This window comes from Anaerobacillus sp. ABR4_321, from assembly GCF_056158505.1.
Genome location: NZ_JBSWTK010000001.1, coordinates 1,136,891 through 1,158,400 on the forward strand (window position 1 = coordinate 1,136,891; position 21,510 = coordinate 1,158,400).

Genomic DNA, 21,510 nt, shown 5'->3' on the forward strand with positions numbered 1-21,510 from the left:
TTGCTATAGTGGACTAAAACCAATGAAAGTGGTGAGGTTATGTCCATTAACCGCTCACGTCTACGACGTCATTTAGAAGAACTTGCAGAGATAGGGAAGATCGGAGATACAGGCGTTTGCCGTCTCGCACATTCGAAAGAAGATCGGCAGGCAGTGGATGTTGTAAAGGGTTGGATGGAGGAGGCTGGGTTATCAGCTAAAATCGATGGTTTCGGAAATTTGATAGGAAGAATCGAAGGAGAAAATCATGAGCTTCCTATATTAATGCTTGGCTCACATATTGATTCTCAGCCGTATGGAGGAAGGTTTGATGGAACAGCCGGAGCGCTAGGTGCTATCGAAGTCATTCAAACGATGAAAGATAATGGGATTAAGCCGAAGCGAACGATCGAAGTGGTCTGCTTTTCCGATGAAGAAGGCTCAAGATTTAATAAAGGTGTTTTCGGTGTTCGTGCACTTGTTGGCATGCTTGAAGAAGGAGAACTTGAGCGCGAGGACAAAAGCGGTGTCTCAAGGAGAGAAGCTTTGAAAGAGTTCGGTGTAGAAACTGATCTGAAAGAGAGTCCTGTTTATCAAAAAGGTGACATCGAGGCGTTCCTAGAACTTCATATTGAGCAGGGTCCTGTGCTCGAATCAAAAAATAAGCCGGTCGGCATCGTTTCTGGTATTTCAGGGCCGATCTGGCTCACAGTTACGCTCGAAGGTTTTGCTGGTCACGCTGGATCTGTTCCAATGAATTTGAGAAAAGATGCGATGGTAGGGGCAAGTGAAATCATTTCTAAATTTGATCGGATGGTTAAAGAAAAAGGAAAAGATACGACGGTTGGAACCGTTGGGAGTGTACAGGTTTTTCCTAACTCTCGAAACATCATCCCTGAAAAAGTAGAATTTACGATCGACTTACGCGATATCGACCTTGAGCACCGCACGAAGCTTGAACAAGAGCTATATACCATTATTGAAGATACGTCGACTGCTTATGAGCTTTCGTATAGCATAAGAGAAGATACAAAAAGTAATCCAAGGTATTGTGCGGACTGGATTAAAGAAATCATGGCAGAGGAAGATGAAAAGCTTGATCTCGATTCGCTAGTTCTAATGAGTGGACCGTTTCATGATGCACTTTTCATGTCCTATATAAGTGACTACGGCATGATCTTCGTTCGATGTGAGAAAGGCATCAGTCACAATCCGCTTGAGTTTGCAGAAATGGATGATATCGAGAAAGGAGTGAACCTCCTTTATAAGACGGCATTAAGGATTGCAGAGAAAACTGGGTGACAGTGATTAAACCCATTAAATATGGACAAAGGAAAATGCCAAAATGTTAATTCGCGTTTTTAGAGTTTATATAGAGTTTGATAATGAAGCGAATCCAAGTTTTTGTTGGATTCGCTTTGTGTTGTAATAACGAAAATATGATAGGCTGTTTCTTCAAAATGTGACACACTTGGTGTGAAGCTCATTGTTTTTATTAACTGATAGTAGCGTAGAAAGCGATAGATACTACTTTGAAGAGCCCCAGATAAGCTTTTCAGATTTCGTTTCTTTTGTGTTTCTTTTAATGATTCTTCCAATTAAATAAGCGTGAGTTTGATAATGGCTTTTAGGCATACTGGAGTAAAGAAGAATATAGAGTGGATGTTGTGGCACAGTTGATTGACAAGTGAGGAAATGTTTGGAACGCATATCTCTGTATTGGAGGATGTTGTGCAGCAATAGAAAGAGTGGGAATGTTATAATGTGAGCTGGAAATGTTATTTCTTGGTTCTTACATAGCTATATGAATAGGAGAGAGTTCTAATTTTAGTTCATTGGAGGGGAAAATATGTCGAAGAAACATAAATCTATTGTTATAGATATCGCTTTTAATAACTGGGCATTGAATGATACGAACAATGAGCGGTGGACGAAAGCGTGGATCGAAAGAAGAATGGAAGTGTTCATGCAGTTCACGGCTAGAAGTTTAGAGAATCAAACGAATCAAGATTTTACAGCACTCGTACAATACGATGACCATACCGAATCTCTCGTTATGAAGGCACTAAAGAAATACAAAAAGCTTCCGGCAAACATTAAGATGATCCGGCATAGTGAATTGAAACAACAATTCGAAGATCATATAAGAGACGCAGAGTATGGCTATTTCGTCCGTCTAGATTCAGATGACCTCTATCATCATTCTTTCATCCAACAACTCCATAATTTTAAGAATGATGGGGATGAACAAATTCAAGTATTGATCAACCAGCAAGGTTATGTGTATGATGCGCTTCAGGACCGTCTTGCCACAACATCCTTTAAATCACCTCCCTTCTATACATTAATATATAAAACTGAAGATTTCCTAAAGGGCTTCAGATACGAAATGAAAGGGCATCGGGCCATCATCGAAATGCCGCATCGTATCCTCAAACCAAGAAATTACACGATTATCGTCCATGCTCAAAACACCTCCACAACGTTCAAAGAAAAGTATCAAAAGACAATGATCCATGACGAGGAAGAGAAAGAAAAAATATTGATTGACTTTTTAGGACCAGGGAAAGATAGATTGAACCTGTTTGGTCGATTGATGAAGCGGTAGTGAGGCAGATCGGCGTGCTTGCTTGAAATCAGATGGCGAAGCGAATCCAAAATATTGTTGGATTCGCTTTGTGTTGTATAACGAATTTATGATTGGCAGTTACTTCATAAAGTGACCCCCTTTATATCGGAATATAAGAACGGGATTTGAATCTTGAGATGAGAGAAATGGCTCTCTATTATGGCATTATCTGAACAACAGTTTGCTTTACGTGACATCCTTTTTTGGTTTGCTATAAAGACGTATAGAAAACACTAAGCGATACAATTAATACTTGGCAAAGTAGTCGAACAGGATAATTGGGTGTCTTCCGCTACTCTGAAAGATTTTATTTTCTCATAGAATCTGATCAATAGCTTTTTTTCTTAATTCAATGTGGATTGTAGTTTTCTTGCCATCAACATTTCCCTTAAACGCACTTGTTTCTATCTTTATGGAAACCTCATGTGTCCATTATAATGGGGGAATCACAGGCACCACCCGTTATATGTCGAAAGAGCGGTCAGTTTAATCCGCTCTTTTTCCTGTTTGAAGTGTTCGTTGAAAAATAGAAATCTTTTTGTGATGAGCAGGATTAGAGATGATAAAAGCTTAACGTATATGTTAGTACTTATCTAAATGTAAAGGAGTGGACATACCATTCATGAAACCAAGAATATATGTAACTAGAAAACTACCAGAACATATTGTTCAACGGTTGAACGAGGGTTGCGAAGTGAGAATGTGGGAAGAGGAAGAAACCCCTGTACCGCGAGAAGTGCTTCAAGAGGAGATCAAAGAGGTCGATGGTCTTTATTGTTTACTAACTGAACAAGTCGATGCTTCGTTATTAGACCGTGCGGAGAAGCTTAAAGTAGTTTCAAATATGGCTGTAGGCTATAACAACATCGATGTTGAAGCTGCGAAGGAACGTAACGTTATCGTTACAAATACGCCAGGTGTTCTCACAGAAACGACTGCAGACCTCACCTTATCTTTGTTGATGGCGACAGCTAGGAGAATTCCAGAGGCTTCTGAGTACTTGCGGAACGGAAATTGGAACACATGGTCTCCGATGCAGCTAACAGGGCAAGATATTCATGGAGCGACACTAGGTATTATTGGGCTCGGCAGAATAGGCGAGGCTGTTGCGAAACGCGCTCAAGGGTTTGATATGAAGGTACTCTACCACAATCGAAGTCGTAATCATGAGGCTGAAGGAAGGCTTGATCTTCACTTTAAAGAATTAAACACCTTGTTACGTGAAAGTGATTATGTTTGTGTGTTAACGCCTTTCACGCCTGAGACAAACAACCTGATCGATACTGAACAACTAGATCTTATGAAGAAAAGTGCGATTATCATTAATTCAGCAAGAGGAGGGATCGTAAACGAAAAGGCACTGTACAAAGCGTTAAAAGAACAGTCGATCTGGGCAGCGGGGCTAGATGTGTTCGAGGAAGAGCCGGTACGCTTAGATCACCCTCTCCTTACGCTTCCAAACGTTGTTACACTGCCGCATATAGGGAGTGCAAGCATAAAAACGAGAATGAAGATGGCGGATCTTGCAGCAACCAATTTACTTGCTGTTCTTGAAGGGGAAGAGCCGCCGAACAAGGTCGGGTGACAGGCACCACCCGAACAAGCTCGAACGGTGTCGGAGAGTTTATGTTGACGTTTATTGTGAGAGCGAAGTAATCTGAATCTAATACGAAAGGAGGGATCCATTGAACCACCACTAATCACGAAGGAGAGAAGAAAGTGAGAAGCAAGCATCATCCCCGTTCCACCTTTACCCTCAATCGAACAACCAACGTTCCATCCCCATGGTAAGGAAACGCAGAGTTTGGCTTCCCAATCACTTTTATCACATCGTAAGTAGAGGAAACCGTAAGGAGGTATTGTTTCAAGACGATAAAGATTACCGTGTTTTTTTCTATATCCTCGAAGAAGTCTTCGAATCCCACCCTTTTGAAATTTCTTCATACTGTTTACTCAGCAATCATTATCACCTTCAGCTTCGGTCAAAGCATGTTCCTGTTTCCAAAATCATGGCTTTGATCAACAAACGTTATGCGACTTATTTTAATTTGCGTTATGAATTAACGGGGCATGTTTTTGAAAAGCGATATTTTGGCGAGATCCTAGAAACGAATGGCGATATGTTGGAGGTGAGTCGATATATCCATTTAAATCCTGTTAAAGCAGGCATTTGTATTCGCCCTGAAGATTACCGCTGGTCAAGCTATCGCTATTACTACAATAGTTATCGGGCCATTCCTTATCTCAAAACTTCCGTCCTATTAGAAGGGTATCCAGGAACGGTAAGGGAGAAAAGAGCTGAGTATCGTAACTATGTGAATGTGTTACGAAAAGATCTACTAAATCCTACTTTATAACAGGCATAAAATTCAGATTCCGAGTGAGGTGACTGATTAAGCACCTCACTCACTATTAAACAAACGTTTGATTGACCAAGGAATTAGTTGTAATTCCACAATATCCGATACTTCCCATCCTCTTTTACTATGATGACCTCTTGCACGATGTTAAACTTTCCAAAATCGTTATTAAAGGTTTGTGTGACCGTTGTTACGTAGACTTTTTTTAGCACAAGCCCGCTTCCAGGCGTCTTCCAGTTTTTCTTTGCTTTCATTTTACTAACTTTAAACGTAAATGACTTAGAGAATGTATCTTGTGTTAAAAACTGAGCGCGCAATTTGCTATATTGCTCGTCTGAAAAGCGGTTCTTCATTTCGGAATGGAATAAATTCCAGGATTGAGTGTAGTTCCCTTTTTGCTCATATTTATAAAATTCCCTTACAGCATCGGCAGCTCTCGCTCTCGGTTGCTGCAGAATCCATATCGTTACGCTTCCGCCTAATAATAAAATGATAATGACGATGATTAAGAACTTTGCGCCTCCGCCAGGCTGACGGCGAGTTTTGAAGTGCGACAAGGTAGTTACCCTCCTTGAGGCTTGACTAATAAAGTGTATGAGCTACTTGAGTTGTCCCATTCAAAGTAGTTTCTCTTTTCTGATTATTTAACCATCTAATCATTAATTAAGGTTATACTAGAAGGTGAATAGTAAAAAAGTAGGATGCAGGGGGAGAGTAAGGTGAACTGTAAACGACTGGTGGGAATACTTTTTCTTTCATTTATTGTTGGATGTGAGTATATCGAGTCCTCTCCTAATTCACAAATGGTTTCTAGTGCGGAAGAAACTAAGAAGTTTGAAGTGAGCGAGGTTTCTGATCAAGAGCGACTATGGAGTCTAATTACTTCTGAAGGTAATAGCGATGTTCTAAACGAAGTGGCTTCTTTAATAGAAGGTGGTGTCGATCCGAATCAAAAGAACAGCGATGGACAAACCCCTTTGGGTTATGCGGTAGAAAAAGCGGATAACAATCTTGTGCAAGTGTTAATACAGTCAGGAGCTGGAAATACGAGTCACGCTCTTGATGAACTTTTAGAGGTGGCTGCAGCCAAACAACATTATGAAATTATAGATACCTTGTTGAAGAGTGGAGCGCACTTCGAAGTTGGGAATGAAGCGAAGTTGATTCAGGCTTTTGAAGAGACTGATCGTGAGTTGATTCGCATTCTTTTACATAATGGGTATAATCCTAATCAGCTCGTAACGAGTGAGGGCAAAGACACCACTCTCCTTAACCATGCGATTAAGGGAGGAGACGAATCGTTAATAACGATGCTTCTTAATGCTGGAGCAAATCCTAACTTTGCTGTTGAAGACGGGGATAACGCTTTATCTATCGCAGTTGCAGAAAGATCTGCGGACTTGTTAACGATGTTACTAGCCAAGGGCGGAGACCCAAATAGTGTCATTCAAGACCAATCCTTACTACATAAAGCGATCGAAAGGAATCAAGCAGAATTAGTAGAAGTGCTTCTTAGTTATGGAGCATTCGCTAAGTCTGATGAGGAAAGAGAAGAAGTAATGAAGCTAGCTGGAGAGAATAAAGAAATCGAGGAACTCCTTGTCAATTACGGGTGGTAGTGGTTGTGTGATTGTGTGATAAAGGATTTTGCAAGACCAAGATCCCTCGACAAAAAGCGGGTGGTGCCAGGCACCATCCTCCTCAATTTAGCTTCTTAATAGACTTTCTTTCGATTAGTTCAGTTGGCAGTTTGTAATAGCGCTCTACTTTCTCAAGTGATAGCTGCTGGAAAATGAGATGGACGGCGAGAGCGCCTGCCTCGTATTTTGGTTGTCTAATCGTTGTCAGTGCTGGAGAGATGTATTCGGAAAGTTGAATATCATCATAGCCGATCATTGAAATATCGTTCGGAACAGAGATGTTATACTCATTGAATGCTTGAAGTCCACCAAGTGCCATTTCATCGTTTGCGAAGAACACAGCTGTTGGCAGGTTTCCTTGTGCGATTAGCATTTTGGTAGCGCGGTAACCGCCTTCCCGGGTAAAATCTCCGGAGAACTTCCAACGAGATTGATACCGAATGTTATGAGCATCTAATGCATTTTGGTAGCCTTTGAATCGCATGTCATTATCGTGGGAGTCATAAGGTCCACTAATGTACGCTATTTCGTTATGCCCCATGTTAATCAAGTGTTCGGTCGCTTGATACCCACCTTGCATGTTGTCTACTTCTACTTGAATGATGTGTTCATTATCCATATCTCGATCGAGAACAACGATTGGAAACCCTTCTCTAGCGGATTCAACAATGATGTCATCTGTAATGTTCTGAGCGAGAATAATCGCACCATCCACACGTTTTTCCTTCAAAAATTTAACTGCTGTTGACTGTTCACCGCCGATTGAACTACATGCGATCAAGTCGAAGCCGTTCGTCATCGTCACTTCCTGAACGCCTTTGATCAGTTCGGAATAATAGGGCCCAGAAAGGTCCTTTAGAATAAGTGCAATCGTATTCGTTTTCGTTCGTTTCAGGTCAGATGCCAGGCCATTTTTCTGGTAGTTTAGTTCTCTTGCGGCATCGTGCACTTTTTTTACAGTGGCAGGGCTCACTTTTTTAATATTATTCAACGCATAAGAAGCAGTAGATACTGCAACGCCAGCTAATTTCGCTACGTCTTTTATTGTCGCCATTCTATTTCACATCCTCTAACTAGACAGGTCTACCATCGTTAAGTTTGTATCCGTTCAAGTTTTTTAAAAAGCTCTTACCTATAGTATAAAGCATTACTTCAAGCCAGACATCGTAAACCCTTCAACAATATACTTCTGGAAAAATGAGAAGATAATGACGATGGGTACGACCATAAATGCTGCGCCAGCCATCTGTAGCGCATAGTTATTCGCATATTGACCTTGCAAGAGAGAAAGACCTACAGAGAGAGTATAAAGGCTTTCATCATTTGCGATAATCAAAGGCCACAAAAAACTATTCCACGCACCGATAAAGGTTAGGATACCCTGAACAGCAAAGATCGGCTTTGCAATCGGTATGATGAGCTTAAAGAAAATATAAAATTCTCCAGCCCCATCTAGTCTTGCAGCTTCGATCAAGTCGTTTGGAATCGTCGTCATGAATTGCCTGAAAAGGAAAATACTGAACGCAACTGCTAGGCCAGGTAGGACAATTCCTGTCATCGTATTGGTAAGACCCATTTCATTTAATAAAAGGTACACTGGTATCATTGTTACTTGTGCTGGAATCATCATCGTAGCAAGGACGATGTAAAACAGCTTCTGTTTTCCTTTGAATTCGAATTTCGCAAACCCATACCCAGCCATCGCATTCAATAGAAGGCCGAGAAATGAAAACAAGACGATGATCAACGTGTTTTTTAAGTAAACTCCAAAGTTTAAGCTTTGGAAGAGGTTGATGTAATTTTCAAATGTTGGGTTTGATGGAAACAACTGTGGTGGGATGTTTAATACTTCGCTCTCCTGCTTAAATGAACTTGAGATCATCCATAGAAATGGAACGGAAACGATCACACCTCCAGCAACGAGGAAGAGCGCGACGAATGGTCTTTCGATTTTTTGTAAAAATGATTTTAATTGCAACTGTATCACTCCGATCCGATCGCTTTAATATTCCGTGTCAGACTTACGCACTTTGAACTGAACGAGTGTCGTGATGATGATGAAAATGAACAGAATAAATGATCCTGCTGCTGCATAGCCAAATTCGCTGAACTGGAAGCCGTTTTTATAGATGAACAATGCAATCGAAATCGTACCATCTAGTGGGCCGCCGTTCGTCATGACAAATGGCTCCTCGAAGAATTGCATCCAACCGATCAACGTCGTAACCGTAACGAAGAAAGTCGCATACCTCAGTAGCGGAATCGTTACATAGAATAACATTTGAAAACGATTCGCTCCGTCAATCTTTGCTGCTTCATAGTAGGACTGCGGAATACCTTGAAGCGCAGCAAGGAAAATGATCATGTTGATTCCGATTCCTTTCCACACAGCAAGAATGATAAGAGACAATTTCGCAATGGTTGGTTCCGTGAGCCATGGAACTTTATCTACTGAAAGCAGTGATAGCAAGTAGTTGAAAAGACCATACTCGGTGTTATAAAGATATCCCCACACTACCGCCACTGCGATAATGTTTGTGATGGAAGGCATATAGTATACAGCCCTGAAGACTGTAAACAGTTTCGAAGTCCCGTAATTTAATAGAAGAGCGATACCTAGAGAGAAAAGGATCACGAGTGGAACCCCGATCACTACATAGAAAATGGTATTGATAATAGATTTATGAAACAGTTCATCTGAGAAAAGGTCAACGTAATTTTCAATACCTATGAAACTAATATTCGACCAGTCAGCAAGTCCTTTTAGATTTAAATCTGTGAAACTGATGAAAAAAGCGATAATGATTGGGATAATACTAAAAACAAATAATATGAGAACAGCAGGAGCAATAAACATAAGTCCGTGTCTAGCTTGTAAAACCCTATTGTAAATAGCTTTCATGATAACCCCACCTACCTTCAGAGCGCTTTTCTGTAAAAAAGGAGAACAGGCAGCGCCTGCCTGTATCTCCGTCGTGATTACTCTTCTATCAATTCGTTCGCTTTTTTACTAAAATCGTCTAGCTCTTTATCAAGATCAGCGCCACCAACATTGATTCGTTCAATAGATGAAAGAAGTTCTTGAGCCATTTTTTCAAACTCTTTTAGTTGTGGGGCAGCCTTAGTTTCTTTAAGTTGTTCTCCAAATGTAGCTAGCATTTTATTTTCACTTAATTTAGGATCATCCCATGCCTTTACTCGTGAAGGGAGAGTATTTGAAATCTCGAGCCATTCAAGCTGCGTATCAACTTCGTTCATGTAAGAAAGGAATTCAAGAGATTCATCGACATTCTCAGAGTTATGAAAGATCGATAGGTTGGATCCTCCAATGCTCGAAGTGTTTGATTCTTTTTCAGGCATCACAGCTACGTCCCATTTACCTTCAAGGTCTGGAGCTTGATCATTAAGGATGTTGATCATCCACGGTCCACTGAAAAACATTGGCTTTACGCCATCTTTGAAGGCTTGTACCATATCTACACCCTCTGTTGTTTGGCTAATTCCCTCTGCAAAGTAGCTGTGATAGTATTCTAGTGCTTCTCTGAATTCTGGACTATCAAAATTGAGATCTTTATTTTCTACATCCATTTCATAGCCGTTTTGCCATGCGAAGATGAACGGAGTGATCTGATCATTTTGGTCAATATCTAACCCAAACTGGTCATCACCGCGGTCAGAAAGAGTGGTGGCAGCATCTTTTAGTTCATCCCACGTAGCTGGCGGTTCTTCGTACCCAACTTCTTTTAATAAGTCTGTTCGATAGTACAGTACGCGTGTTTCTACGTACCATGGTACGCCGATTACTTCATCATTAAAGGTCATAGATTCAGCGGCACCTTCGAAATAATTATCAGGCTTAAATTCAGGATAATCTTCAAGATGTGGAGATAAATCAAGTAACGCACCTGCATCAGCAAATTCAGGTACCCAGGTAGTTCCTAGTTGAACAATGTCCGGTCCTTTTTGTGATGCGACAGCTGTTAATAACTTATCATGTGCATTTTCCCAAGGGATTGCTTGAACGTTCACTTTAATATCTGGATGTTCTTCTTCAAATTTCTTACTTAGTTCACTTAGCTTTTTCCCTTCTTCACCCATTGCCCAGACGGTGATTTCCTTCGATCCATCCGAAGAACTGTTGTCACTATTTGAGCACGCTCCAAGAATCATTGAGAAAGCGAGGATGCAAACTCCTAAAAGTTTGGACGTTTTCTTCATTTCACTCCAACTCCTTCTAAAACGTATTTTCGTTCCGCGTTTTTCATCTCTTATCAAAAACTTACATAAGTCGTTGAAACGTTTCGATAACACGATTATAATCAAACGTGTATCCGCTTTCAATACTTTTGTTAAAAAATTTAAAATATTGTCGATTGAGTGCCGATAGCTTAGTGTTACTGGAATTTATAATAAATTAAGCTTTGACTGTTGTTTGTGTCGTAGTCTATTATTTTTGTATAAGACTCATCGAAACGTTTCGATAAGTAGAAGGAGGGAATGTATGGCTTATTCAGATTTAACGGTATTAGTAGAGAAGATGACGTTTGAAGAAAAGTCGGCACAGTTAATGCAACTCGCAACCCCTTTTTACAAAGGTGCGATGGATTCTGGAGAGATCACTGGGCCGTTAGAACAGTTGGACATAGAAGAAGAACATGTAAGGAATAGCGGGTCCGTGCTCGGAGCTTCTGGCGCAGAAAACATTAAGAATATCCAGAGAACCTACCTTGACGAAAGCAGACTTGGTATTCCATTACTCTTTATGTCTGATATTGTGCATGGGTATAAAACGATCTTTCCCATCCCTCTTGCCATCGGATGTTCATGGGATTTAGACCTTGCTGAAAAAAGTGCTGAAGCAGCGGCCAGAGAAGCAGCGGTTTCAGGGATTCATGTAACGTTTTCCCCAATGGTCGATCTCGTGCGTGATCCAAGATGGGGTCGTGTGATGGAGTCGACTGGAGAAGATCCCTATTTAAACAGTGAGTTTGCTCGCGCGTTTGTAAAAGGCTATCAGGGCAATGACTTAACGAATGATATGGAAAAAGTTGCAGCATGTGTGAAGCATTTTGCTGCTTATGGAGCTGTCGAAGGAGGACGTGATTATAACACGGTCGACATGTCTGAGCGTGAGCTGCGTGAAACGTATTTACCTGCATACAAAGCAGCATTGGACGAAGGCTGTGAAATGGTGATGACTGCGTTTAATACGGTAGACGGGATTCCGGCGAGTGGAAATAAACGGTTGATGAGGGACTTGCTTCGGGAAGAGTGGGGCTTCGATGGAGTTCTCATTTCTGATTGGGGAGCATTAAAAGAACTCATTCCACATGGAGTCGCTGAAGACGAGCGTGAAGCAGCATTAAAGTCGATTCAGGCTGGCGTCGATATTGAACTGATGACATCAACCTATGTTCACAACCTGCAGCAGCTAGTGACCGAAAACCTCGTTACAGAAGAGATGATCGATGAAGCAGTGCTTCGAATTTTGAAATTGAAGAAGAAGCTAGGGTTGTTCGAGAATCCTTATAGGGGAGCGGATCCTACCCTGGAGAATGAGATTGTTCTATGTGAGGATCACAGGGAAACGGCACGAGTTCTAGCTCAGAAATCCAGCGTTTTATTGAAGAACGATTCGATTCTCCCATTACATAAAGACCAAAAGGTAGCGTTAATCGGACCGTTTGCTGAAAGTGAGGATATCCTTGGGCCGTGGTCCTGGCTTGGATCTGGTGAAGAAACAGTAACTTTAAAGGCAGGTATGTTATCAAAGCTAAAAGAAACACAACTTCACTTAGCAAAAGGTTGTGAGATCGAGAGCTGGACGGAGAAAGATATAGAAGCATCTGTTAATAAAGCTAGTGAAGCAGATGTTATTGTGCTTGCATTAGGTGAGGACTCAGAAATGAGTGGTGAAGCAGGATGTCGAGCTGATATTCGCTTACCTTATGCGCAGCTTAAGCTAGTCGAACGAATGAAAGAGCTGAACAAGCCGGTCGTTGTGGTTTTATTCAATGGGAGGCCGCTCGATTTACACGGCGTAATTGAAGAAGCTGATGCAGTACTTGAAGCGTGGTATCCAGGAACAGAGGGAGGAAATGCGATTGCAGATCTATTGTTTGGTGACGCGAATCCTTCAGGTCGGTTAGCGATGTCTTTTCCGTATTCCGTTGGTCAGGTGCCCGTTTATTATAATCACTTTAATACGGGGCGTCCAAAAGGTGCACCTGATGCCCAAGTACGGTATGTTTCTCAGTATCTTGACGTGCCGAATGAGCCGTTGTTTCCGTTTGGCTTTGGTTTAAGTTATTCCTCATTTACGTATCGTAATGCTATGGTTTCAGATGATGTGATGAAAGAGGAAGTTGAGATCAGTGTAACGGTTGAAAATACGGGTGAGTGCGTAGGAGAAGAAGTTGTTCAGCTTTATGTTCGTGATCTTTCAGGGGAAGTGGTTCGGCCCATAAAAGAATTAAAAGATTTTAAGAAAGTATTGTTACAACCTGGAGAAGTTCAGACAGTAACCTTTGTTCTGAATGAGAAACAACTTCGCTATCATCATGCGGATTTAACCTATAAAAGTGATGCTGGAGCCTTTAGTGCGTATATTGGCTCCAACAGTCGAGATGTTATTGAATTGCCGTTTCAATTAGTGAATAGAGGGGTTGTGACAGAGTGTTAAAAACGACAGATGAGTACAAGACGCATTTGCGCGCAGGGGAAATTGAAGCGATCTTTTTGAACAGTGGCGATCTATATGAATTAAGTTCGAACAATATCCTGATTAATCAGGTACTGTCAAATTCGATTGATGGTGCGCTTAGTAACCTTTATCTAAGGGTGTTTACAGGTCATGAGACTCTGTCATATCCATTGATCGGTGTTCACTCTAACAGCAACGTAAGCTTTGGCGATTCTAGTGTAAGTTGGACGGGTGAAGTTTCAGGATTGACATACGAGGTCACCTTCATGCTTTCTGAAAGAAATAGTTGGTTTTGGGATGTGACAGTAGAAGGAAGCGGCGTCGAGGTAGACGTCATCTATGGGCAAGACCTCGGATTAGCTGAACGGGGTGCAGTAAGGACAAACGAAGCTTATATGTCACAATATATGGACCACACTGTGTTTAAAACGGAAAAAGGCTATGCTGTATGTACGCGACAAAATCAACCACAGCACGATTCTTTTCCATATCTGCAGCAAGGTTCTCTCGGGAACCTAACAGGCTATTCAACAGATGGCTTTCAATTCTTTGGATTATCATATAAAGAAACGCATGAACCCGAAGCGTTGAAACGAGGGTCGCTTGCAAACGAGGTTTATCAATACGAATTTGGATATACGGCGCTTCAATCTGAACGTGTTCAAATCCAAGGAGTAGAGAGATTCGTTTTTTATGGGTTGTATAAAGAAGATCATCAAGAAGCAGTGACTCAACGCGAGTATGAGGAAGAGGTAAAAGAAGCCTGGGAACAAGTACAGAGATCGATAGAAAGAAAAGATACCTGTAGGAAGAAAGTACACCTTCGTGCTGGTCGTCCGCTTCAATCGCTTCCGATGACAGAGGGTGATGTAAAGCAGTTGTTCCCGAATCGCGTGCAAGAGGAGCGGGAGGACAATCAGTTACTCTCCTTCTTTACAGATACTTACGAACATGTGGTGTTAAAGGAAAAGGAACTCCTTGTTGAACGGCCACATGGACATATCCTCATGTCAGGTGAGAACGATCGATTGAATGAGAATGTAATTTCGACAACGTCATATATGTATGGGATATTCAACTCGCAGCTTTCGCTAGGGAACACTTCGTTCCATAAAATGCTTAGCAATGCTCGAAACCCGCTTAATATATTGAAGACTTCAGGACAGCGAATTTATATCGAGCTAGACTGTGAGTACAGACTGCTCGCGATGCCATCCATGTTTGAGTTGGGCTTTAACTATGCGAGGTGGTATTACAAATTGGAAGGCGACGTGCTTGTCGTTACGAATTTTACAACGGTAGATTCTCAACAAGTACAGCTTGACGTTTGTTCGAAACGCGGAAAAGAGTACCGGTTTCTCGTTACGAATCAGATTACAATGAACAACCTCGAGTATGAAAGCTCTTATATCACGGAACACAACGGAGACAAACTCACAATTAAGGCGGGAGAAGATGGGCCGAGTAGAAAGTCTGCTCCTGATCTTTCTTATCATATGCAGTTGTTTGGCGCTTCAATGCAGGTTGGTGATGAACGATTACTTGGCGATCATATTCCTTCAGGTTCAGCATCGCTTACTGTTATGGAAGTTAGCGCTACTGATAAGTGGTCAGTCGTCATACAAGGTTCACGGGATGGAGAGTGCTCGATATTAGAAAACGAAGCCGAAGTTGAGATCGAGCGATACAGAGCTTTTTATAAACGAGTGATGAATGATTTTGAAGTCACAATGGCAGGGGAAGACTTTGCAAAAGTAAATGCACTTGCGTGGTGGTATACCCATAATATGCTCGTTCATTTCTCTGTACCAAGAGGTCTTGAGCAATACATTGGTGCTGCTTGGGGAACACGTGATGTTTGCCAGGGACCGACGGAGTATTTTCTTGCTACCCAAAACTATCAAACTGTTAAAAAGATCATCCAGACAGTGTACTCTCATCAATACGAGAAAGAAGGCAATTGGCCGCAGTGGTTTATGTTTGATGAGTATGCTGCTGTTCAGCAAGATCATAGCCATGGAGACGTCATCGTTTGGCCGTTGAAGGTCGTTGGAGATTATATAGCTTCAACGGGCGACGTTGACATTTTAGAAGAGAAAATCCCTTTTACTAGGCAAGGAGATTTTTCATTCACACGTAACGTGTATACTCTCAGAGAACATATTGAGAAGCAGCTTGCCTATATTAAGAGCAACTTTCTCCATAACACGTATCTTTCCTCATATGGGGATGGTGATTGGGATGATACGCTACAACCCGCGAACTCTCAATTAAAAAAGTACATGGTCAGTAGCTGGACGGTCGCTTTGACTTATCAGGCAATGAAGAAATTATCTGAAGCAGTTGGTAGTAGAAATGAATTAAGTCGTGATTTGCTGGAGCTTGCGCAAGGTATTGAGCGTGACTATCAGAAATTCCTATTGAACTCGAGTGCACTTCCAGGATTTTTGTATATGGAGGACAAAAACGATCCTAACAAAATGCTTCATCCTGATGATACAAAAACAGGTATTTCTTACCGATTGCTACCTATGATTCGAGGTATGATCAGTGAATTATTGTCGGCAGAAGAGGTAGAAACACACTACAATATAATCAAAGATCACCTGTATTGTCCTGACGGTGTCCGGTTGATGGACCGGCCAGCTCATTACCATGGGGGAGTGAGTACTCATTTCAAGAGAGCTGAGCAAGCATCAAATTTCGGTAGAGAGATCGGTCTACAATATGTGCATGCTCACATTCGTTATGTTGAGGCGATGGCGAAGATTGGAAAAGAGGATGAGGTTTGGCACGGGTTAGAGGTCATTAACCCTGTTGGCATAACTGATGTTGTGCCGAACGCTGAAAAACGTCAAAGTAACGCTTATTTCAGCAGCTCGGATGGAAAGTTCAAAACGCGTTATGAAGCAGAAAAGCATTTCAGTGAATTGAAAAAGGGAACTGTTCCAGTAAAAGGCGGCTGGCGAATCTATTCTAGTGGCCCTGGAATCTATATGAATCAATTGATTATGAACACACTTGGTGTCAGACAGGAAGCTGGTAAGCTAGTCATCGATCCTGTTTTACCGAAAAAGCTAGATGGACTACAGTTTCAATTTAAATTTTGGAATAAACCGATCACCTTTATTTATCACCTTAATAAAGGGGAAAGGCGAGTCTTCGTAAACGGTACAGCCATGGAGACTGAAACAACCATCAATAGGTATCGACACGGCGGTGAAATGCTTGAACGTGATTTGGTTGAAACGTTGTTAAAAGAAGAAGATAACATTATCGAGATTTGGCGTTAGTTTGAAAATCAAAACGTTTCGAAAAAAAGCCGCTGATTGAGATCAGCGGCTTTTAGTAATGCTCTATTTAATTGAGAATGTTTCTTTGATCAATAAGTTTTCAGGATCTTTTCCAATCTCATCTTGATGGAAATAGTCCTTTATTACACCATCTTTAAGATAATTGGCCATTGCGACCATAGACATTCCCTGGTCTAGAGCTAAGTAAGCTTGCGTTACTTCACCTGTTTCTACGTTAACGGAGTCAAGGAATCCATATTTCCCGTAAGCTCCAAACTCTTTCAATGTTTTCAGGTTCTTGTACACTTCTTTAGGTGCATATTCAAGTGCGAGGAAGGAAGCGTGTGGTGTCACGATTGCCCCTTCAGCACTGTAGCCGCTCATTCCAAGAGGAGTAGCTCCAAATTCAGAATAGTTTTCTGGAGTGGCTGCTGGAGATAATCCCCATGCTTCGAAGCCCATTTCCTCTGTAGCATACTCAATTTGAATATCAACATGGCGCTTGTTGTTAAGACCAAGAGCATTTTTCCCAAGTTCTTTTTCTTTTAATACAAGTCCTGGCATGAGCGCTTCAAACATGCTACCGCCCCAGCTAGGTACATACTTTTGATCGTTGTACGTATAGTGCCCTTCAAAGACCTCGACACCGTCATATGTTTCTGTGTATCCTTCAGGTTTTTGAGACTGCCAATCCCAGCTATCAGGCATCGTACGGTGCATTTTCCACCAGTGTTCTTTTGGTACATCACCTTTTCCGATGGAGATGTAGCTAGCAACGCGGGGTTCAGTGTAAAAAGCGCCATAATGGTGTTCTGTAACGCTTCCTGCTTTCACATCATAGCCACCGCGCATTTGTCCAACTTCTGGGTCATAAAGCGTTGAATAGTCCATTGCTTCTACCAGTTCACTCGTTTGTTCGTTCAGTTCTGGATAAGCTTGCCCGGCAACGATCAGCCCAGCTGAAAGCCAACCATTATCGACAGTAGAGATGAACTCTCCCCAGTCTTTCATCAATGAACCATCTTTCGTATAGTACCAGTTATAATAGAGGCCATTCCATTTCTCAAGGCCTTCTAACGTGTCTAAACTCGTTTGAATGCGAGATACTGCTTCTTCTCTAGAGATAATGCCGACCTCTTCAGCGGATACGGTGCTCATAAAGTACATTCCGATATTGGTTGGTGATGTAAAATCTTGCACTTCCATTTCACCATCGTTCATTCGAACGGCATCATAAGTAAGTCCCGTTTCTTCATCAGTAAAGTCTTCGAAATATCGATATGTTTTCTTTGAAATCGCTTCCAATTGTTTGGAGAAAGCATACTCTTTCCCTTTAGAAGGGCCATGAGCACCAGCAGTGGAAGGTAAAGAACTGCCTACGATCAACCCAAAAACGAGCAATAGAAAAAAGATTTTCTTCATCACTACACATCCTTTTAATTTTTGGTGAAACGTTTCGATTTTCAGTATACAGAAAGAAGCGAACTCAGTAAACACAGGAAACATAAGTTTTCAGAATATTACTCAAAATAGCTATAAGTACCTGAGCCAAAAGAATGAGTGGTGCCTGGCACCACCCGTTTTTTCTGTTATTATGTCGAAAGGTTAGTCGATGTTTTCGATTCCCTCGTTTTCTGGGTTATAGCGAACGCCGTTCCGTAAGCCTACAAAGAAGGTGATCTTTTCGTCTTTGTTTCCGTAACCTTCGACTTTTATGATTTGTTCTGGAATGTCTGCTGGAAGCGTCACGGTGTTGCTAGCTAGCGTCTTTGATTTCAGCTGCTTTTGTTTGCTGTTTACGTAGTATGTCACAACGTATTCAAATGAAACGCTCTTTGCATTGGTTACCTCAAAAGACAATTGTGCAGGTCCATTATAAATGAATGTCGTATCACCTATATCAGCCAGTGGTAAGATGGTTGGCTTCGTCTCTTCGTGGCAACTATTGTATGTATATCCTTCCGTGCAATAATCTGTACTGATTTCTTTTGAGTCGTTTTGAAGCGTGACTTCCGCCACAGGTGGCCCGCTTTCCTCTATACGATCGACTGTTTTTTCCTGCGCGTAGATTTCAATCAAAATGGGCATGTAAGCAGTCCCTAATATGACAACTGGTACGAGCGGCAATAGAAGGGCACTCTTTTTATGACGTCCGTCATGGAAAATCAATTCATCGTATATAAAATAAATACACGCGATGCCGAGCGGGAAAAGTTGAAGAAAGCCGCCGTCCCCTTGAAAGAGGTATCCGTTAAAAAGGAGTATTCCCGCAATATAGGCGGGGATAATATGGATCATTAAATTTACCCAAAAGCGGAACGGAACTAGATTTCTAGTAATGAAACCAGCCAATATATTCACTGGAGTACCGATCATCAGCATGATGGGGACGCCGTAAAAGGTGAACAAAAAGGTTGTAGCCACTCCATCAGAGTGGAAGAATCCAGTTATAACTAAGAACAATATGTAAGTAATGACTGTTAATCCAGTGATCAAGGCTTTCTTTTTTAGCATATAAAACACGCATCCTTTCAGAAATCACGTAACCAATATTTAGGAGCGGTTTCAGTATATCACAGTTGAATCATTTTATGTGAAATATTGAGCAAGTGAGTGTAAAAAAGTGAAGAGGCTAGATGTGCTTTCTTGAGAGAGCAATTATCCTAGTAGGAGACGAAAAAGAATTCGCTTTTAAAACCAACTAAAAAAAGCCCAGCACAAGCGAACTCATGCAGGACTTTATAAACGAATAGAATGATCGATCAATCTTCATCCTCTTCATTCTCATCATCATCTTCGCCTTTTTCATCTTCATCATCAAAATCATCCATAACATCGTCCAAACGGTCTGGATAATTCGTAAACATTCCAGTTACTCCCCAGTCAAGTAGGCGCTTCATGTCTTCTTTTTCATTGACTGTGTAAGGGTGGATCAGTAAGCCAGATTCTCTTACTTTCTCAACGTATTCTTGATCAATTTTTGTGTGTGACATTCCTACACCAACAGCGTATCGGTTGAGTTCTGCTAGCTCTTGCTCCGTAATCGTAGCTGGCGTTTTATAAGAAATTAGCTGTACTAGCGGCATGTCAGGTGCAAGGTCATGCATTTTTAATAGACTCGCTTTACTGAAGGATTGCACGAGAACTTTTCCGCGTTCCTCATATTTTGGAGTAAGCTCATACTTTTCTAGTACACGAAGCAATTCTTTTTCCATGCCTGGATAGACTTCAGGGGATTTCGTTTCGATATAGTAGTGAGAGTCGTTTCCAAACGTCTGGATCACTTCCTCAAGAGTTGGAACTTCAAGACCTTGGTAAGCACGTTTCGCCTTCTCAGGATTTTCTTCGTTAAACCAGCTTCCTGCATCAAGTTTCTTTAATTCTTCAAGCGTATAATCTTTTACAAGACCTGTTCCGTCAGTCGTGCGATCAACACGTTCATCGTGCATCGCAACAAGGACACCATCTTTTGTCATCTGTAGATCGATTTCAATGTAATCGCCATTCATTCGTTCACCAAGCTTGTATGAAGGGATTGTATGTTCAGGTGCATGACCTGAAGCCCCTCTGTGAGCTACGTTTAATCGTTTATTTGGATCTAGAAGGGATGCTTCTTCCTCCGCCGATACGATTGTACCAGGAATCATGCTAGCTACTAATAGTAGACTAAGAGACAGTATTGCTAAATTAAATAGACGCTTCAATCTAATCATCCTCCTAAGTGCTCAATGTAAATGGTTCTTTACAAAACGCCTTACCGCAGGGAACGGAGGGCTGTTTTGAACAACAGGAATTTAGCACAGACACCTGATCCGCACAACAGAATCTATGTGAAATGGTTAGATCGAATCATGTTTCATAGATAAATATGGAATTATGCAGGTGGATGGTAATGGCTTTTTAGGTAAGGTGGGTAGATCAAACCTCTCAAAAAAATTAATAATTCCTTCACACACCTAGTGGTAAAACGGGTGTATAAGTTAGAAAATAATAAATATTGTGCATTTCTCTCTCTCTTAATTTAGCTGTGTGATAGGATAATGATGAAAAGACCTATATTTTGGAAAGGGGAAATCTATATGAAATTCGATTTTCATACGCACCATGAACGCTGCGGTCATGCAGAGGCAACGATTGAGGATTACATACAAGCTGCGATAAAAAATGATCTGCAGATGATCGGTATCTCTGATCATTCACCTTTTTTTGCGAGTGAGGAAGATCGAGCGAAGCCGCGTATAGCGATGGCGAAAAGTGAATTTTCTTCTTACGTTGAAGAAGTGTTGAAACTAAAAGAAAAATACAGCGGTAAAATTGACGTATTGTTAGGTGTGGAATCAGATTTCTTCAGGGAACATTATTCGTTATATAAGAGCATTTATGATCAATACCCGTTTGATTACATCATCGGATCTGTTCACTACAGTAACGAGGTCAATATTTTTGATAAAAAGCGTTGGGAAAACGTTACGGCAGAGGACGTTAGAAAAGAAAAGGAGCATTACTATCAACTGATCGTTGAATCTGCAGAAAGTGGTGTGTTCGATATTCTTGGACATATCGATGCGATGAAGGGCTTTTACCCAGACTTCACAAACGTTCATACTCCTGAAGTGGAAAAAGCGTTGAAGCGACTTGGCGAAGTAGAAGCAACGATCGAAGTGAATACTTCTGGTAAGCATAAAGACTGTGGGGGCTGGTATCCAGCTAACGATATGTTAGAGATGGCACACCACTACGGCGTAGGCGTTACGTTTGGCTCAGATGCGCACTGGCCTGATCGTGTTGGAGAAGAATTTGAAGAAGTTCGAGCAACACTGAAAGAGATTGGATTTAAGAACTGGACGATTTTTAAGGAGCGTAAGAAGCAGCTCGTCGAACTATAAAAGAAAGGGATCAGGTTGGT

16 protein-coding genes are annotated in these 21,510 nt (G+C 41.4%); 8 read left to right on the forward strand and 8 right to left on the reverse strand.

Annotated elements, in window-relative coordinates:
* Positions 1 to 39: 39 nt before the first annotated feature.
* The 4 genes from ACXADT_RS06035 (at position 40) to ACXADT_RS06050 (ending at position 4,965) form a co-directional block, all read left to right on the forward strand.
* Positions 40 to 1,281 (forward strand): hydantoinase/carbamoylase family amidase, encoded by a 1,242-nt coding sequence (locus ACXADT_RS06035; RefSeq protein WP_474833682.1) that lies wholly within the window; start codon positions 40 to 42, stop codon positions 1,279 to 1,281.
* Positions 1,282 to 1,828: 547 nt separating this feature from the next.
* Positions 1,829 to 2,587 (forward strand): glycosyltransferase, encoded by a 759-nt coding sequence (locus ACXADT_RS06040; RefSeq protein WP_474833684.1) that lies wholly within the window; start codon positions 1,829 to 1,831, stop codon positions 2,585 to 2,587.
* A 643-nt stretch (positions 2,588 to 3,230) separates the two neighbouring features.
* Positions 3,231 to 4,193, forward strand: coding sequence for a 2-hydroxyacid dehydrogenase (locus ACXADT_RS06045; protein ID WP_474833686.1), 963 nt, complete (start codon positions 3,231 to 3,233; stop codon positions 4,191 to 4,193).
* 199 nt (positions 4,194 to 4,392) lie between these two features.
* Complete coding sequence (locus ACXADT_RS06050; RefSeq protein WP_270180213.1) at positions 4,393 to 4,965, forward strand: transposase; 573 nt, start codon at positions 4,393 to 4,395, stop codon at positions 4,963 to 4,965.
* Positions 4,966 to 5,048: 83 nt separating this feature from the next.
* On the opposite strand, the gene ACXADT_RS06055 is transcribed toward ACXADT_RS06050, so the two are convergent.
* The gene (locus ACXADT_RS06055) at positions 5,049 to 5,525 is read right to left on the reverse strand and encodes a hypothetical protein (protein ID WP_474833687.1); all 477 of its coding nucleotides are present in this window, start codon (positions 5,523 to 5,525) and stop codon (positions 5,049 to 5,051) included.
* Positions 5,526 to 5,687: 162 nt separating this feature from the next.
* Here ACXADT_RS06055 and ACXADT_RS06060 point away from each other — a divergent pair, with 162 nt between their 5' ends.
* Complete coding sequence (locus tag ACXADT_RS06060) at positions 5,688 to 6,587, forward strand: ankyrin repeat domain-containing protein (RefSeq protein WP_474833689.1); 900 nt, start codon at positions 5,688 to 5,690, stop codon at positions 6,585 to 6,587.
* 82 nt (positions 6,588 to 6,669) lie between these two features.
* Here the strand turns inward: ACXADT_RS06060 and ACXADT_RS06065 are convergent, their stop codons facing one another.
* The 4 genes from ACXADT_RS06065 to ACXADT_RS06080 form a co-directional block, all read right to left on the reverse strand.
* On the reverse strand, positions 6,670 to 7,662 hold the full coding sequence (locus ACXADT_RS06065) for a LacI family DNA-binding transcriptional regulator (protein ID WP_474833690.1): 993 nt from the start codon (positions 7,660 to 7,662) through the stop codon (positions 6,670 to 6,672).
* Positions 7,663 to 7,755: 93 nt separating this feature from the next.
* The gene (locus ACXADT_RS06070; protein WP_474834660.1) at positions 7,756 to 8,559 is read right to left on the reverse strand and encodes a carbohydrate ABC transporter permease; all 804 of its coding nucleotides are present in this window, start codon (positions 8,557 to 8,559) and stop codon (positions 7,756 to 7,758) included.
* A 51-nt stretch (positions 8,560 to 8,610) separates the two neighbouring features.
* Entirely contained in the window at positions 8,611 to 9,510 is a 900-nt protein-coding gene (locus tag ACXADT_RS06075; protein WP_474810318.1) for a carbohydrate ABC transporter permease, read from the reverse strand.
* Between the two features lie 77 nt (positions 9,511 to 9,587).
* Positions 9,588 to 10,826 carry a sugar ABC transporter substrate-binding protein gene (locus ACXADT_RS06080; protein WP_474833691.1) on the reverse strand — a complete coding sequence of 413 codons (1,239 nt, stop codon included), beginning with the start codon at positions 10,824 to 10,826 and terminating at the stop codon, positions 9,588 to 9,590.
* Positions 10,827 to 11,109: 283 nt separating this feature from the next.
* Here ACXADT_RS06080 and ACXADT_RS06085 point away from each other — a divergent pair, with 283 nt between their 5' ends.
* Together ACXADT_RS06085 and ACXADT_RS06090 are read left to right on the forward strand one after the other, a co-directional pair.
* The gene (locus tag ACXADT_RS06085) at positions 11,110 to 13,290 is read left to right on the forward strand and encodes a glycoside hydrolase family 3 N-terminal domain-containing protein (protein WP_474833693.1); all 2,181 of its coding nucleotides are present in this window, start codon (positions 11,110 to 11,112) and stop codon (positions 13,288 to 13,290) included.
* Complete coding sequence (locus ACXADT_RS06090; protein ID WP_474833694.1) at positions 13,284 to 16,604, forward strand: GH36-type glycosyl hydrolase domain-containing protein; 3,321 nt, start codon at positions 13,284 to 13,286, stop codon at positions 16,602 to 16,604. Before ACXADT_RS06085 ends, ACXADT_RS06090 begins: the two co-directional genes overlap by 7 nt.
* 63 nt (positions 16,605 to 16,667) lie before the next feature.
* On the opposite strand, the gene ACXADT_RS06095 is transcribed toward ACXADT_RS06090, so the two are convergent.
* From ACXADT_RS06095 to ACXADT_RS06105, 3 genes are all read right to left on the reverse strand, one after another.
* Positions 16,668 to 18,026: a glucoamylase family protein gene (locus ACXADT_RS06095; protein WP_474833696.1), complete on the reverse strand. Its 1,359-nt coding sequence runs from the start codon at positions 18,024 to 18,026 to the stop codon at positions 16,668 to 16,670.
* 183 nt (positions 18,027 to 18,209) lie between these two features.
* Positions 18,210 to 19,118, reverse strand: a complete 909-nt coding sequence (locus tag ACXADT_RS06100) for a hypothetical protein (RefSeq protein WP_474833697.1) — start codon at positions 19,116 to 19,118, stop codon at positions 18,210 to 18,212.
* Positions 19,119 to 19,366: 248 nt separating this feature from the next.
* Positions 19,367 to 20,308, reverse strand: coding sequence for a glycerophosphodiester phosphodiesterase (locus ACXADT_RS06105; protein WP_474833699.1), 942 nt, complete (start codon positions 20,306 to 20,308; stop codon positions 19,367 to 19,369).
* Positions 20,309 to 20,683: 375 nt separating this feature from the next.
* Between ACXADT_RS06105 and ACXADT_RS06110 the strand changes: the two genes are divergently transcribed.
* Complete coding sequence (locus tag ACXADT_RS06110) at positions 20,684 to 21,490, forward strand: histidinol-phosphatase (protein ID WP_474833700.1); 807 nt, start codon at positions 20,684 to 20,686, stop codon at positions 21,488 to 21,490.
* The last annotated feature ends 20 nt before the right edge of the window (positions 21,491 to 21,510 follow it).